The sequence below is a fragment of the Arthrobacter sp. StoSoilB5 genome (genome assembly GCF_019977235.1).
Taxonomy (GTDB): domain Bacteria; phylum Actinomycetota; class Actinomycetes; order Actinomycetales; family Micrococcaceae; genus Arthrobacter.
In genome coordinates this window covers 3,337,772-3,352,252 of record NZ_AP024646.1, presented here as the reverse complement: position 1 = coordinate 3,352,252, position 14,481 = coordinate 3,337,772, and the positions used below count along the sequence as shown (strand labels likewise).

Below are 14,481 nucleotides of genomic sequence, written 5' to 3'. Positions count from 1 at the left end.
ACCCGCACAAGTGCCCACGATGTCCCGAGACACACTGTCCACGATGTCCTGAGACAGAAGTGTCCATTAAGTCATGAGACTCCACAGCCAATGTTCATCACGAACATTGGCCTTAACTGTTATCTCGTGGAGGGTTTAGTAACCCGACGTCCCGGCGAAGACGTGGATGAAGGCGAAGAAGATCGTGGCAATGACGGCCACGTAAAGCAGCGCCACGATGATCCAACCGGAGTCACCCAAAATCTTGGCCAGTGCCGATGGGGCTTTGATGACGCCGTGGGAGATATTGCGGATGGTCACCCATACGAACATGGGGATCATCACGGCCCACACCACCATGCAGAACGGGCAGAGCACGTTGATCACGTACAGTGCCTGCGACCACAGCCACACAACAAAGGCGAACCCCAGGGTTACGCCGGCCTGCAGGCCCAGCCAGTACCCGCGTGAATACTTCGCCCCCGCCAGGAGGCCCATGGCAGTGGTGATGATCACCGCAAAGGCGACGATGCCGATGAACATGTTGGGGAAACCGAAGACCGAACTCTGCGGAGTCTGCATCACCGCGCCACAGGAAACCCAAGGATTCACATCGCAGAGCGTGATGTGGTTGGGGTTCTTGAGCACTTCCAGCTTCTCAAGTACCAATGTCCCGGAAGCCAGCCAGCCGACGACGCCGGTGATCAGCAGGAGCCAGGCGAACGGCTTGTCGCGGACTGCTTTGGGCAGCAGCCCTGCCTTGGTGGACGTGTCCTCCACAGGGGTGGAGGCTTGGTTGGCCAGGTTTCCCCTGGCGGTGCTTGGCATCGCGGACGCAATCCTTTTCGACAAGTGACCCGGCAAGGCCGGTAACGGTTCTTGTCAGGATTGTAACGCCGGCGGCTGGACGCGGCCCCCAGCTTGCACCACCACTTTCCCCACTGTGCGACACAGCCCCCTACCCTTCGAATGTGCGGGGGTGTGAGAGAATGAACATGGCTGGAAGCCGATCCACATTCGGAATCCGGTCCGGTGACTTGTTCCCAAGACCGCCAGTATGAGCAGGGCCTGCCCGGATCACGTGATCCTCGGTATGCCCGCCATGACAATGGACGGCACCTGGTTGTGGCAGCAGAACAACGGGTTTCAGAGCAAAGCCACCGGCCTTCCAGGGCTGCCGCACCCCAATGATGGTGCGAACCGGAAGGAATACTACCGACTTCTGTCAACGCCTGAGGGTTTTGACAAATATTTGCCCCACTGGGCGCCGGATGTGGCGGTGTCGCTGGGGCAGGAGTGTTGCCACATATGGATAATGACCAGGTTGTAGCCGTTAATGACGAGGCAGCTCCCGCGGAAACTGCGGAAGCGCCCAAGAAAACCACGCGGACACGGCGCAAGGCTGCGCCCAAAGAGGCTGAAGCCGCCAGCACTGAGGCAGTTGCCGGTACTGAAGCAGCAGCCGCGACGGAACCGACAGAAACGCCTGTCAAGGCGCCGGCGCGTCGTAGCCGCGCGCGCAAGACAACGGAGGCTGCAGAACCCCTCCCCGGTTTTGATGACCAGGCCGGGGCTGCATCCCAGCCGGAACCGGAAGCCGAACCTGCCCCCGAAAAGCCGGTCCGTCGTCGTCGGACCACCAAGCCCAAGGTCGTTGAGGCAACGGGCCCCGCAGAGGCGCCTGCCTCCGAAGCGGCTCCCGCTGAAGAAAACACGACGCCGGATGCTGCGTCCCAGCCTGCGCTGGCTACCCAGGGCGACGTCCCTGTGGAGGGCGACGCTCCTGTTGAGGAAGAGGCCGAAGCTGCTGAGGAGTCCGCTCCAGGTTCAACATCGTTGTTCCTGGAGCCAGTCTCCATTACGTCCATGATCTTCCAGGCCCCTGATCTCAGCACCGTGGCACGCCCCGCCGTCGAGGACAAGGACGAAGAAGCCGAAGAAACGGCCGAGGCCGCACCGGAAGGCGAGCTTGAAGACGCCGGTAGCCGCCGCCGTCGTCGGAGCCGTGGGCGCCGTGGCCGTCGCGGAACCGAACGCGAAGAAAATGAAGCCGAAGACGGCGGCGAGTCCGAGGACGACGAAGCTCCCGCGACGGAGGCCCTCGAAGAAGGTGTTACGTCGCGGCGGCGTCGTCGTCGCCGCCGTGGCGACCAGGATCTCGAACTGACCGGCGGTTCTGACGATGACCCGCCCAACACGGTGACCCGCGTCCGCGCGCCCCGCCCGATCACTGAGACCGCCCCGTCAAATCGTGTTACCAGCGTCAAGGGTTCCACCAGGCTTGAGGCCAAGAAGCAGCGTCGCCGCGAGTCCCGGGAGACTGGACGCCGGCGGCAGGTCATTACAGAGGCTGAGTTCCTGGCACGCCGCGAGTCCGTTGACCGCCAAATGATCGTTCGCCAGCGCGACGACAGAATCCAGATCGCTGTTTTGGAAGACGGTGTGCTTGCTGAGCACTTCGTTTCCAAGACCCAGCAGGATTCACTGATCGGCAACGTCTACTTGGGCAAGGTTCAGAACGTGCTGCCGTCCATGGAAGCTGCCTTCGTGGATATCGGCCGCGGGCGCAACGCTGTGCTCTACGCCGGCGAAGTGAACTGGGACGCCGTCAACCTTGAGGGACAGCCGCGCCGGATCGAGAACGCCCTCAAGTCCGGCGATTCCGTTCTGGTGCAGGTCACCAAGGACCCCGTTGGCCACAAGGGCGCCCGCCTTACGAGCCAGATTTCGCTCCCCGGCCGCTACCTTGTGTATGTTCCGGGCGGTTCCATGACCGGCATCTCGCGCAAACTGCCCGACGTCGAACGCAACCGCCTCAAGCGCATCCTCAAGGACCGCTTGCCTGAGAACGCCGGCGTGATTGTGCGCACGGCCGCTGAAGGTGCCTCCGAGGAAGAACTGACGCACGACATCAACCGTTTGCGCGCCCAGTGGGAAGGCATTGAAGGCCAGGCGTCCTCCACCAAGGTGCTGGCCCCCGAACTGCTTTATGGAGAACCTGACCTCACCATCAAGGTGGTCCGGGATGTCTTCAACGAGGACTTCTCCAAGCTGATCGTCTCCGGCGACGACGCGTGGGACACCATTGAGGCTTACGTCACGTATGTTGCTCCCGATTTGGTGGGCCGCCTTGAGAAGTGGACCAAGGACCAGGACATTTTTGCTGCCTGGCGGATCGACGAACAGATCCACAAGGCCCTGGAGCGCAAGGTCTTCCTGCCGTCCGGCGGTTCCCTTGTCATCGACCGCACCGAGGCGATGACCGTGGTGGACGTCAACACGGGTAAGTTCACCGGCAGCGGTGGAAACCTGGAAGAAACCGTCACCAAGAACAACCTTGAAGCAGCCGAGGAAGTAGTTCGCCAGCTGCGGCTGCGCGACATCGGCGGCATCATCGTCATCGACTTCATCGACATGGTCCTCGAATCGAACCGTGACCTGGTGCTTCGCCGATTGGTTGAATGCCTGGGCCGTGACCGCACCAAGCACCAAGTGGCTGAAGTCACGTCGCTTGGCCTGGTGCAGATGACGCGCAAGCGCATGGGCACAGGCCTGCTTGAAGTGTTCGGTGAGCAGTGCGAGCACTGCGCCGGACGCGGTGTCGTCACGCATGATGAGCCCGTGGAGCACCGACGCGCCAACGTAGTTGCCGCCGAGCACCACCGTCCACACACAGAACCCCAGCAGCCTGCTGCCCGGACTGAACGCAAGCGTCGCCGTGGGAAAGGTGGGGGACCGGCAATTGCCGAGGAACCAGTCTCCGCTCACAGCACCGCTGCCACCCCAGTAATTACGGCGACTGCCAAGGAGTCCGTTGACCCCGTTCGCCAGGCGAAGGCCGAGGCGACCAGGGCAGCACTTGCCACCATCGCCGCAGCGGCGCATGCCGCCCACTTGCACGACGACGAAGTTCACCGCGCGGAGGAACAAGCCCGCGCTGCGGGCCAGCACGGCCACACTGCCGAATCCGTGCCTGATGCTGCAACCGGCGATGCCGGGGGCCAGGCCGCAGGAGATGCCGCCAGCCATGAAGCAACGGTTCGGGAAGCGCGGTCCACGCCTGTTTTGCGCTTCGGCGGCGAAGAAGTGGCGCTTCCATTTGTGGAACACCACGAGGAACCATCTGCGGGCAAGCCGGCCATGAGCCTGGACCTGCTTGCGGAAGCATTCTCGCACCTCGGTGCTGCACCGGCTGCGGAGGAAGTGGTCACGGATACGGGGTCCGAGCCTGCCACGGCTTCCGAAGCTTCCCCTGCGACTGCCTCTGCGGCCAGCGCTGCGGCCACAGGCGATCAGCCCGATCGTTCTACGCGTTCGCGTGGCGGTCGAGGCCGAAGGAACCGCAGCGCGAGCAGGGCACAGGGAGCCGCAAACGAAACCAGCGTGGAACACCACGAGGTAACTGCCGCGGCCGCAGGTGGAACGGCCCATGAGGCCAAGGCGCCGGCAGCGGAAGAGCCTGCCAAAAAGAAGGCAGCTGACGAGCCCATCATCCTCGGCGTGGGAGTTCCAGCTTCCGAGTTGTAAGCACGTCAGCGCTGACCACGTAGTGAAAGAGTCCCGCAGCATCCGATTTCGTCGGATACTGCGGGACTCTTTGTCGCTGGCGGTCACATCCATTCACCGAAGCTGCCCGGTTCCCGGACGGCTGGACTTCCCGGCTACGCTAGGAAACTGACACGGGGTGCCGGGCGCTGGGCCGGGCTGAGATCCAGACCCGTTGAACCTGTCCGGTTAGCACCGGCGAAGGGATGTCCATCATGACTTCATTGCCGAGTTCTCCTGTCTACCCCCTTTACCCCGCTGGTAGCGTTGGCGGCCCCGTGCCTGACCGGCAACATCCGCGCGTGCTTAGCATTGCCGGCTCGGATCCGTCCGGAGGCGCCGGAATCCAGGCAGACCTGAAGAGCATTGCTGCACACGGTGGTTATGGAATGGCTGCCATCACGGCGCTGACTGCGCAGAACACCCTTGGTGTCAGTGCAGTCCATGTTCCGCCCGTGGAATTCCTGCGCCAGCAACTGGACGCCATCAGCAGCGACATTGAGATCGATGCCGTCAAGATCGGGATGTTGGGTGACGCGTCTGTCATCCACGAAGTCCGCAGCTGGCTCGAGGACGTGCGTCCCGCCGTCGTGGTCCTTGACCCGGTGATGGTGGCCACCAGTGGCGACCGTCTTCTGCGCGAGACCGCCGAAAGCGCGCTGCGCAGCCTCCTGCCCTTGGCGGATCTCGTCACCCCCAACCTTCCCGAACTGGCCATGTTGTTGGGCGAGCCTGAAGCCCTGGACTGGGCCACTGCGCTTGACCAAGGCAAGCGTCTGGCTGCCGACTGTGGAACCACCGTGTTGGTGAAGGGCGGCCATTTGGCGGGAACGGAATGTCCTGATGCCCTGGTCAATACGAGCGGCTTGCTGCGTCAGGACGTCATCGAAGTGGCTGGTCCCCGCGTGGATACCAGGAACAGCCACGGAACGGGCTGTTCACTCTCCTCGGCATTGGCCACGGTGCAGGCCCGCAGAGGTGACTGGGAAGCGTCCCTCCGGGAGGTTAAGCCGTGGCTGCTGCAGGCCCTCTCTGCGGCCGACGGGCTCGAGGTGGGCAGGGGCAGTGGGCCCATCCATCACTTCCACCATTTGGAGCCAACGCTGGATCCCGCTGGCCAGTCCGGCGAATTTGCCGCGCGGCTGTGGGCGGAAGCCACACCGGAATTGGACGGAATTTACGGCTTGGCCTTCATCCAGGGCCTGCAGTCCGGGGGGCTCCCGGAGCCCGAGTTCAACTACTACCTCGCCCAGGATGCCATCTACCTCAACGGCTATTCCCGCGTTTTGGCCCGCGCCGGTGCACTGGCCCCCACGGAGGAAGAGCAGCTTTTCTGGGCCAAGGCATCGCAGACCTGCCTTGAGGTCGAGTCCGAGCTTCATCGGAACTGGCTGAGCACGCGCCCCGCTACGACGCAGACCGGACCCGTGACCAAGTCGTACGTGGACCACCTCCTGGCCACCTCCGCTTCGGGCAGTTACGCCGTGTTGCTGGCGGCAATCCTGCCCTGCTACTGGCTGTACGCGGAGGTAGGCCGGCAACTTCACGCAGCGTACGTGGATGCAGGCGCACCCGGCGACCACCCGTACGCCGACTGGTTGAAGACGTACGCCGACGAGGAGTTTGCTGCCGCAACCCGGAAAGCGATCGACCTTACGGACGCAGCTGCCCTCAGAGCCTCTGCGCAAGAACGCGAGGCCATGGTTGAGGCCTTCGCACACTCTTGCCGCTACGAGACGGCCTTCTTTGATGCACCCCGGCTCTACGCCTGAGTCGGATTTCCGTGGTTTTTGCGTGGCCAATCCACGAAAACTCCCGCGCGTCGCCGGCCAAATCGCAGTATTTCCGCCCAAACCCTGTAGGCTGTATGGGCACGGTGCCGGGAGAGTCCGTTACAACTGGTGATGCAAGTCACCCGATAGCCTCCGGACCCGGCCTCATTTGCAGCTGAAGGTCAAACTAGCGTAATCTTGATCTTCGGTGCTTACGCCAACACTTGGGTTATGCCCCTTGGAATTGTTCATGGGATGACTCGCGGGCTTCGATCTGAAGTCCACGGCGTTGAGGCACAGCGCGAACCAAGCCTGATTCCGGTTCAAGGTTCCGCACGCAAATTTAGTAAGAAACGTCGAGAGAAGTGAGTACCCAAGTGGTGTACGCGATTGTCCGCGCAGGCGGCCGCCAAGAAAAAGTTTCCGTTGGAGACTACGTAACGCTGAACCGCGTCCCCGGTGGAGCCGGCAGCACGCTTGAGCTGCCCGCCTTGCTCCTGGTTGACGGCGACAAGGTCACGTCCGCTGCCGCGGACCTGGCCAAGGTCAAGGTCACGGCTGAGATCCTTGAGGACCTTCGCGGTCCCAAGATCGTCATCCAGAAGTTCAAGAACAAGACCGGCTACAAGAAGCGCCAGGGTCACCGTCAGGAACTGACCAAGATCAAGATCACGAGCATCAAGTAACTTTCGTTACTCTGTTCAGATTTTCAGTTTCCCCAGAAATTTAGAGGCAGGCATTTCACATGGCACACAAAAAAGGCGCGAGCTCCACTCGCAACGGTCGTGACTCCAACGCACAGCGCCTCGGCGTCAAGCGTTTCGGTGGCCAGGCAGTTTCCGCAGGCGAGATCATCGTTCGCCAGCGTGGAACCCACTTCCACCCCGGTGCAGGCGTCGGCCGCGGTGGCGACGACACCCTGTTCGCACTCGAGGCCGGTGCGGTTGAGTTTGGTACTCGCCGCGGACGTCGCGTAGTGAACATCGTTGCTGCTGCAGCTGCAGAGTAACAACAAGTTCTGAACCGGTGGAGCGGGCCAAACGGCCCGCTCCACCGTTCTTTTAACCGCATTACAATCGATTAGGGCGCCCATGGCGCTCTGGTTTATGCAACAGCGCTGGCAACAGCAAGAGGAGATTCACGTGGCGAGCTTTGTAGACCGGGTAGTCCTGCACGTATCCGGCGGAACCGGCGGCCACGGCTGTGTCTCTGTCAAGCGGGAAAAGTTCAAGCCTCTCGGTGGACCCGACGGCGGCAATGGTGGCAACGGCGGAGACGTTATCCTCCGGGTGTCGGCGCAGACCACCACCTTGCTTGACTACCACCACGCCCCGCACCGCCACGCCACCAACGGTGGCCCGGGCATGGGCGATTGGCGAGGCGGTAAGAACGGCGAAACCTTGATCCTCCCCGTGCCGGACGGCACCGTGGTGAAGACGAAGGATGGCGAGGTCCTCGCCGACCTCGTGGGCGAAGGTGCGGAGTATGTTGCCGCCGCAGGAGGCCAGGGAGGCCTGGGCAACGCCTCACTTTCCTCCCAGAAGCGGCGTGCGCCCGGTTTCGCGCTTCTGGGCATTGAAGGCGAATCCAGCGACATCGTCCTGGAGCTGAAGTCCATCGCAGATATCGCGTTGGTGGGATTCCCCTCCGCTGGAAAATCCAGCCTCATTGCGGCCATGTCCGCTGCCCGGCCCAAGATTGCCGACTACCCCTTTACCACGCTCATTCCCAACCTTGGCGTGGTCCAGGCCGGCGAGATCCGTTTCACCATCGCCGATGTGCCCGGCCTGATCGAAGGCGCCAGCGAGGGCAAGGGCCTTGGCCACAACTTCCTTCGCCACGTTGAGCGCTGCGCGGCCCTGGTTCACGTCCTGGACTGCGGAACCCTGGAATCGGACCGTGATCCACTCTCCGATCTCGCCATCATTGAGGCGGAACTGGACAAGTACGCCGTGGACATGAGCTACGCCGGCGTAGACGGCGAAGTAGTGCCGTTGAACGAGCGTCCCAAGCTTGTTGTCCTGAACAAAGTGGATCTTCCGGATGGCAAGGACATGGCAGAGTTCGTTCGTCCGGAACTCGAATCACGCGGCTACCGTGTGTTCGAAGTTTCGGCAACAAGCCATGAGGGCCTGCGCCAGCTTGGCTTCGCGATGGCGGAAATCGTCAAGGCTGCACGGGATGCCGTAGAGATTGCCCCTCCCAAGGTTGCCCCGCCCATCCTTCGTCCGCGCGCCGTCAACGAGAGCGGATTCCGGATCCGCCGCGAGGAAAAGAACCTCGAGCCGCTGTTCCGCGTGTTGGGCGAGAAGCCTGTCCGCTGGGTCAAGCAGACCGACTTCACCAACGAGGAAGCCATCGGCTACCTGGCTGATCGCCTGGCCAAGCTTGGCGTCGAGACGGAGCTCTTCAAGGTTGGAGCCAAGCCCGGCGATACGGTGGTTATCGGCGAGGACGATGGCGTGGTCTTCGACTGGGAGCCCACCATGATGGCAGGCGCCGAGCTCCTGGCGACTCCCCGTGGTACCGACATCCGCGTCGCGGACATCGGCGACCGTCCCACTCGCTCACAGAAGCGCGATGAACAGCTTGAGCGCCGGGAAGCGAAGGCTGCCGCCCGTGCTGAACTCGAAGCCGAGCGCAAGGCGGGCATCTGGACTGAGTCCGTCAGCCGTCGTCGTGCCCAGCCCGTAACGGAAGGCCACCTGGATACCGGTGATGACGACTAGGACTGTCGAAATTCCGGACGCAGAGGTTCTTGAGCGCCAGGCCCTGGCCACCGCCAAGAGGATTGTTGTCAAAGTGGGCTCGTCCTCGCTGACCAGTATCAAGGGTGGCATTTCCGAGAAATCGCTGACGTCGTTGGTTAACGCGCTGGCGGACAAGCGAAATGCCGGTACTGAAATCATCCTGGTTTCTTCGGGTGCCATCGCGGCAGGTCTTGCACCGCTGGGACTTGCCAAGCGCCCGAAAGATCTCGCTACCCAGCAGGCTGCGGCAAGCGTGGGGCAGGGCCTGTTGATGGCGCGCTATACGCAAGCTTTCAGCGCGCACGGCGTCACGGTCAGCCAGGTCCTGCTGACAGCTGACGACCTCATGCGCCGGACGCAGCACACCAATGCTTTCCGCGCCCTGGATCGCTTGCTGAACCTTGGTGTCGTTCCCGTCGTCAATGAGAACGACACCGTGGCCACCCATGAGATCCGTTTTGGGGACAACGACCGCCTCGCAGCCTTGGTGGCACACCTGGTGCGCGCGGACGCACTGGTGCTGCTCTCGGACGTCGATGCCCTGTACGACGGTCCACCCGCCCACGGAGCCAAGCGCATCCCCTTGGTTCGTGGTCCGCAGGACCTTGAGGACGTGACCATTGGCAAGGCAGGCAAAGCCGGCGTAGGTACTGGCGGCATGATGACCAAAGTGGAAGCGGCGTCCATAGCTGCCGGATCAGGGATCCACGCGCTGGTGACGTCAACTGCCAATGCTGCTGCTGCATTGGCGGGCCAGGACGTAGGAACGTGGTTTGCCGTCAACGGCAGCCGCAAGCCCGTCCGGCTCCTATGGCTGGCTCACCTGGCAACGGTTCACGGACGCTTGATGCTCGACGACGGCGCGGTGAAGGCAGTGCGCGATCGGCATAGGTCACTCCTGCCCGCGGGGATATCGGATGTATCCGGAGACTTCGAAGCCGGCGACCCCGTTGAAATGGTGGCATTGGATGGAACCGTGGTTGCCCGTGGGCTGGTGAACTATTCCTCGGAGGAGTTGCCCCGCATGCTGGGACGTTCCACCCAGGAACTCGGGCAGGCGATGGGCCGCGGCTACGACCGCGAAGTTGTTCATGTTGACGACCTCGTGCTCCTTTAGGCTGCGCGCTCATCTAAACTTGGAGCATGACTGAAGCGCTGACCCCTGACGCCCCTGTGATTTCCGACGTTTCCGGTTCCGCCGGCCAAACGCCGGAGAGCCCTGTGGCAGGTGGCGCTCCGTTGTCGCCGGAAGATGTCCAGGCTGCTGTTCACGCCATTGCCGACCGCTCCCGCAAGGCCGCCCGCCGCATGGGACAAGCCAACCGTGCGTGGAAGGACCGCGCCCTGCGGGCTATTGGTGCCGCCCTGCAGGAACGGCAAAAGCACGTGCTGGAAGCAAACGCCAAGGATGTTGCCGCAGGGCGTGCCAACGGGACATCTGCCGCGCTCCTTGACCGGCTGACCCTCACTCCCGCCCGCATCGATGGGCTGGTTGCAGCTTTGGAAAACCTGGCCGGGTTGCCGGACCCCGTAGGCAACGTGGTCCGCGGGCAGACGCTGCCCAACGGCCTGCGCCTGCGCCAGGTCAACGTCCCCATGGGCGTTGTTGCCGCTATTTATGAAGCGCGCCCCAATGTCACGGTGGATATTGCCGGACTCGCGCTTAAGAGCGGTAACGCCGTCATCCTGCGAGGTGGTTCCGCCGCAGCGAACACCAACGAGGCCTTGGTGCAGATCCTTCGGGAAGCCCTGGACTCTGTGGGCCTGCCTGCCGATGCTGTGCAGACCGTGGACCAGTACGGCCGCGAGGGCGCCAACGTCCTCATGCGTGCCCGTGGCCGGGTTGATGTCCTGATTCCCCGCGGTGGACGCGACCTCATCCAGACTGTAGTAACCAACTCTTCGGTGCCCGTCATTGAAACAGGTGAGGGGAACGTCCATATCTTCATCGACGAATCGGCGAATGAAGAGATGGCCGTGGACATCCTCTTGAATGCCAAGACCCAGCGTCCCAGCGTATGCAACACTGTGGAGACCCTCCTGGTCCACTCGGGTTCCACCGTGCTGCCTGCTGTTGCGGCAGCCCTTCGCTCTGCCGGAGTCACCCTTCACGTCGATGACAGGATCGCTGCGGCCTTGGGCAAGGACGTTGAAACCGTTCCGGCCGACGACGACGATTGGGCCACTGAGTATATGGACCTGGACCTCGCCGTGGCCATGGTGGACAACCTGGATGATGCCGTGAAGCACATCCGCAAGTGGACCACCGGACATACCGAAGCGATCCTGACGAACAATCTGTCGAACGCGGAGAAGTTCATCGCCGAGATCGACTCAGCGGCGGTCATCGTCAACGCCTCCACACGTTTTACCGACGGCGGCGAGCTCGGCCTCGGTGCAGAAGTGGGCATTTCCACGCAAAAGCTGCACGCCCGTGGGCCCATGGGCCTGACGGAGCTCACCACCACCAAGTGGATCGTCCAGGGCGAAGGCCAGGTCCGCGGCTAGCTACGCGGTAACATAGAACAGAAGTCCGGAGCGGCGGGGAGTCCCGCCGTCGAAAATCCTTGAGAACCAACTAGGGGAGAAGATGCTGTTTCAGCAGATCGCCACGTCCATTGCAGCCCAAACAGAAGGCGGCGCCCACGAAGAGGCCGCCCCGCTCTGGGCCGAGCCGTGGGTCTTCGGAGTCAGCATGTTTGCCCTCTTGCTGGTCTTGATGTTCGTTGCCCTCTCCTACACCAACCTTGGCAACCGTCACGAGGCTGTGGAAGAGCACTCGGATCCGCACCGCCAGCACCCGAACAAGCACACCCACAAGCCGGGCCACTAACATTATCGCCGCAACACCGCGCGGGAAGTCGGAGCGCAGGCTCCGGCTGGGCGTGATGGGTGGAACTTTTGATCCCATCCATCACGGCCACCTTGTGGCTGCAAGTGAGGTTGCCGCCAAGTTCGATCTCGACGAAGTGGTTTTCGTGCCCACTGGCCAGCCGTGGCAGAAGTCCAGCAAGCAGGTCAGCAAGCCCGAGCATCGCTACTTGATGACCGTGATCGCGACGGCGTCAAACCCGAGGTTCACGGTGAGCCGGGTTGATGTTGACCGCCCTGGACCCACCTACACCATCGACACCCTGCGCGACCTCCGGGCTCAGCGACCAGACGCTGATCTGTTCTTCATCACGGGCGCTGATGCCTTGGCCCAGATTCTGTCCTGGAAGGACGTTGACGAACTCTGGTCTTTGGCGCATTTCGTCGGAGTAACCCGTCCTGGCCATGAATTGGACGGCATGGGCAGGGAGGACGTCAGCCTGCTGGAAGTTCCAGCTATGGCAATCTCCTCCACGGATTGTCGAACACGCGTGGGCGCCGGGAACCCTGTCTGGTACCTGGTGCCGGATGGCGTGGTGCAGTACATCGCCAAGTATGGTTTGTACGCCGCGCACTCTGGAACCGCGCAACCCGGGACAGGGGAGCTGGCCCCCGCACTATCCGGATCAGACGACCAAGCACGTACTGAATGAGTTTTGAATGAGCAGCCAGGAACAGCGACCCATCCGCAGCAGGCGTGAGCTTCGCCGCGCCCGGGAAGAGAACCAAGAGCCGCAGGCGGATGCTGCAACAACCCAGGCGGCAGGCGCGGAAAATGCTGGAACTGGCCGGAACCGTCGGGTGGCGGATGCTCCGGTAGACGCCGTGGGCTCTGCTGCGCAGGAGAGGTCCTCCCAGATCCGCGCCCGCGACCGTGCAGCGTTGCGTACCATCAAGGAGCTGGCAGACAAGGAAGAGCAACTCTCGGGCGGTGGTCCGCCCACGCGGCGCCAGCTTCGCCTGCAGCAACTCCAAGCCGAAGTAGCGACGTCTGCCAATCCCATCGTTCCCATGCCTGGCGGAAAACCAGCCGATAAGCCGGCCGGTAAATCCGTGGATGCCCAGGCTGCGCCTGATGCGGCCGCTGAGGGTTCCGACGACGATTCGGCAGCCAGCGCTGGAACCGCAGAATCTGAAATGTCCGTGGAGCAGGCACTTGCGGTTCGTGAGCTGATCGCAGCCCAAGTCCAGAATCAGACCGCCAAGCTTGAGCACATTGCCGAGCAGGATCCACTGGCAGTCGATCCTGAAGTCCTCGCCCAGCAGATTGCCCTTGCAGAGCGTGCTGCGGTGTTGAATAAGCGCGCCGCCGCCAAGCAGAGGCTTGCCGAGCAGAACCAAGCCGAAGCCAAGGTTCCGGCTGCTGTAAAGGGTGCTGCTGAGGGGAAGAAGTCTCCTGCGGACTCGGCCGGCCCGTCGACCGCCAACAATCTCGCCATGGTCACGCCGCTGGAGTTCGTCAAGGTGCCGGGCATTGAACGTCCGGTCATGAAGCGCCCCAGCACCACTTTCGTGCCTCTCGTGACCTCGTCGGGTCCCACTCCGGATGCCGGCAAAGCACCGGCGAACGGAAAGGGCACGCGTGGCCGTTCGGGTGTTCTCGCCCGTGCCGAGGCTGTGGCAAGGAACGCCCGGAAGCGGCCTGCCGCCGTCGGCGAACAGCTTGAAGAAACACAGCGTCCGCCGGTTTCTGCCACCGCAGCCTATGGGCTGGACCCCCTGGACGCCAATACGGCTGGCCTGGCGCGGGCCCAGCGCAACAGGTTGCTGCAGTTCGGCGTCCTGGCGTTGGGTGTTGTCGCGCTCATCGTCGGCATCATCATGATTACCAGCGGCTAGTTCCGCTAGAACCCGGCTAACGCCATTTACAGGCCAACGGCCACAACAAGGAGTCTCCGTGTCTGCACATGAACAATCCATCACCCTCGCCCGTCACGCCGCCCGTGCGGCGGCTGACAAGCTCGCTGAGGACATCATTGCCCTTGACGTCAGCGAACGGCTCGCCCTGACTGACGTCTTCCTGATCGCCTCTGCGCCCACTGAGCGCCAGGTCAACGCCATCGTTGATGGCATCGAGGAAGAGCTGCTGAAGCAGGACCTTCGCCCGGTGCGCCGTGAAGGCCGTTCTGAAGGCCGTTGGGTTCTCTTGGACTACGCGGACATCGTCATCCACGTCCAGCACGCAGAGGACCGCGTTTTCTACGCCCTGGAGCGCCTTTGGAAGGACTGCCCGGTAGTTGACCTCGAATTGGGGGATGATGCCTCGGCCAAGGCAGCCCCGGCAGCGGACTCCGAGCGCTAGACCTGGTCCGGCATCCGAATATGCCCGATTTGGAATTTTCGGAAACGCTGTTCTAAGATATTTGAGTTGCTTCGGCGAGGATAGCTGAAAAGTTGGCTGGCCCACTTGAAAAGTTAGTCGTCAAGCAGCAAAAATATGGGGCTGTGGCGCAGCTGGTAGCGCACCTGCATGGCATGCAGGGGGTCAGGGGTTCGAGTCCCCTCAGCTCCACCCTTGAGGTTCTGCCTTTCTTCGTGAACGTGAAGAAAAGCAGGGCCTCTTT

12 protein-coding genes, 1 tRNA gene and 1 riboswitch are annotated in these 14,481 nt (G+C 62.5%); of the genes, 12 read left to right on the top strand and 1 reads right to left on the bottom strand.

Annotation, left to right across the window (positions count from 1 at the left end):
- Window positions 1-135 precede the first annotated feature (135 nt).
- Entirely contained in the window at window positions 136-807 is a 672-nt protein-coding gene (locus tag LDN75_RS15095; RefSeq protein WP_223933128.1) for a vitamin K epoxide reductase family protein, read from the bottom strand.
- Window positions 808-1,287: 480 nt separating this feature from the next.
- Between LDN75_RS15095 and LDN75_RS15090 the strand changes: the two genes are divergently transcribed.
- The 12 genes from LDN75_RS15090 to LDN75_RS15035 all read left to right on the top strand — a co-directional run bounded on the left by LDN75_RS15090 (window position 1,288) and on the right by LDN75_RS15035 (window position 14,429).
- On the top strand, window positions 1,288-4,506 hold the full coding sequence (locus LDN75_RS15090) for an Rne/Rng family ribonuclease (RefSeq protein ID WP_223933126.1): 3,219 nt from the start codon (window positions 1,288-1,290) through the stop codon (window positions 4,504-4,506).
- Between the two features lie 143 nt (window positions 4,507-4,649).
- Window positions 4,650-4,748, top strand: a riboswitch (TPP riboswitch).
- Entirely contained in the window at window positions 4,740-6,296 is a 1,557-nt protein-coding gene (locus LDN75_RS15085) for a bifunctional hydroxymethylpyrimidine kinase/phosphomethylpyrimidine kinase (protein ID WP_223933124.1), read from the top strand. Its footprint overlaps the riboswitch before it by 9 nt.
- Before the next feature lie 377 nt (window positions 6,297-6,673).
- Window positions 6,674-6,982 (top strand): 50S ribosomal protein L21, encoded by a 309-nt coding sequence (rplU, locus tag LDN75_RS15080; protein WP_207616561.1) that lies wholly within the window; start codon window positions 6,674-6,676, stop codon window positions 6,980-6,982.
- 59 nt (window positions 6,983-7,041) lie between these two features.
- The gene (gene rpmA / locus LDN75_RS15075; RefSeq protein WP_223933123.1) at window positions 7,042-7,305 is read left to right on the top strand and encodes a 50S ribosomal protein L27; all 264 of its coding nucleotides are present in this window, start codon (window positions 7,042-7,044) and stop codon (window positions 7,303-7,305) included.
- A gap of 133 nt (window positions 7,306-7,438) precedes the next feature.
- Window positions 7,439-9,025: a GTPase ObgE gene (gene obgE / locus LDN75_RS15070; RefSeq protein ID WP_223933122.1), complete on the top strand. Its 1,587-nt coding sequence runs from the start codon at window positions 7,439-7,441 to the stop codon at window positions 9,023-9,025.
- On the top strand, window positions 9,015-10,163 hold the full coding sequence (gene proB, locus LDN75_RS15065; RefSeq protein ID WP_223933121.1) for a glutamate 5-kinase: 1,149 nt from the start codon (window positions 9,015-9,017) through the stop codon (window positions 10,161-10,163). Before obgE ends, proB begins: the two co-directional genes overlap by 11 nt.
- Before the next feature lie 26 nt (window positions 10,164-10,189).
- Window positions 10,190-11,554 (top strand): glutamate-5-semialdehyde dehydrogenase, encoded by a 1,365-nt coding sequence (locus tag LDN75_RS15060; protein WP_223933118.1) that lies wholly within the window; start codon window positions 10,190-10,192, stop codon window positions 11,552-11,554.
- 82 nt (window positions 11,555-11,636) lie between these two features.
- The gene (locus tag LDN75_RS15055) at window positions 11,637-11,879 is read left to right on the top strand and encodes a hypothetical protein (protein WP_223933116.1); all 243 of its coding nucleotides are present in this window, start codon (window positions 11,637-11,639) and stop codon (window positions 11,877-11,879) included.
- A 55-nt stretch (window positions 11,880-11,934) separates the two neighbouring features.
- Window positions 11,935-12,570 carry a nicotinate-nucleotide adenylyltransferase gene (nadD, locus tag LDN75_RS15050; RefSeq protein WP_263422398.1) on the top strand — a complete coding sequence of 212 codons (636 nt, stop codon included), beginning with the start codon at window positions 11,935-11,937 and terminating at the stop codon, window positions 12,568-12,570.
- A gap of 7 nt (window positions 12,571-12,577) precedes the next feature.
- Complete coding sequence (locus tag LDN75_RS15045; protein WP_223933114.1) at window positions 12,578-13,756, top strand: hypothetical protein; 1,179 nt, start codon at window positions 12,578-12,580, stop codon at window positions 13,754-13,756.
- Window positions 13,757-13,814: 58 nt separating this feature from the next.
- Window positions 13,815-14,219 (top strand): ribosome silencing factor, encoded by a 405-nt coding sequence (gene rsfS, locus LDN75_RS15040; RefSeq protein ID WP_223933112.1) that lies wholly within the window; start codon window positions 13,815-13,817, stop codon window positions 14,217-14,219.
- Window positions 14,220-14,356: 137 nt separating this feature from the next.
- Window positions 14,357-14,429, top strand: a tRNA-Ala gene (locus LDN75_RS15035).
- Window positions 14,430-14,481: the final 52 nt, after the last annotated feature.

Bases quoted from the DNA above. Each gene is read 5' to 3' on its own strand.
- LDN75_RS15095 (WP_223933128.1), bottom strand. From the start codon at position 807: ATGCCAAGCACCGCCAGGGGAAACCTGGCCAACCAAGCCTCCACCCCT.
- LDN75_RS15055 (WP_223933116.1), top strand. From the start codon at position 11,637: ATGCTGTTTCAGCAGATCGCCACGTCCATTGCAGCCCAAACAGAAGGC.
- rpmA (WP_223933123.1), top strand. From the start codon at position 7,042: ATGGCACACAAAAAAGGCGCGAGCTCCACTCGCAACGGTCGTGACTCC.
- proB (WP_223933121.1), top strand. From the start codon at position 9,015: ATGACGACTAGGACTGTCGAAATTCCGGACGCAGAGGTTCTTGAGCGC.
- nadD (WP_263422398.1), top strand. From the start codon at position 11,935: ATGGGTGGAACTTTTGATCCCATCCATCACGGCCACCTTGTGGCTGCA.
- LDN75_RS15085 (WP_223933124.1), top strand. From the start codon at position 4,740: ATGACTTCATTGCCGAGTTCTCCTGTCTACCCCCTTTACCCCGCTGGT.
- LDN75_RS15060 (WP_223933118.1), top strand. From the start codon at position 10,190: ATGACTGAAGCGCTGACCCCTGACGCCCCTGTGATTTCCGACGTTTCC.
- LDN75_RS15090 (WP_223933126.1), top strand. From the start codon at position 1,288: ATGGATAATGACCAGGTTGTAGCCGTTAATGACGAGGCAGCTCCCGCG.
- LDN75_RS15045 (WP_223933114.1), top strand. From the start codon at position 12,578: ATGAGCAGCCAGGAACAGCGACCCATCCGCAGCAGGCGTGAGCTTCGC.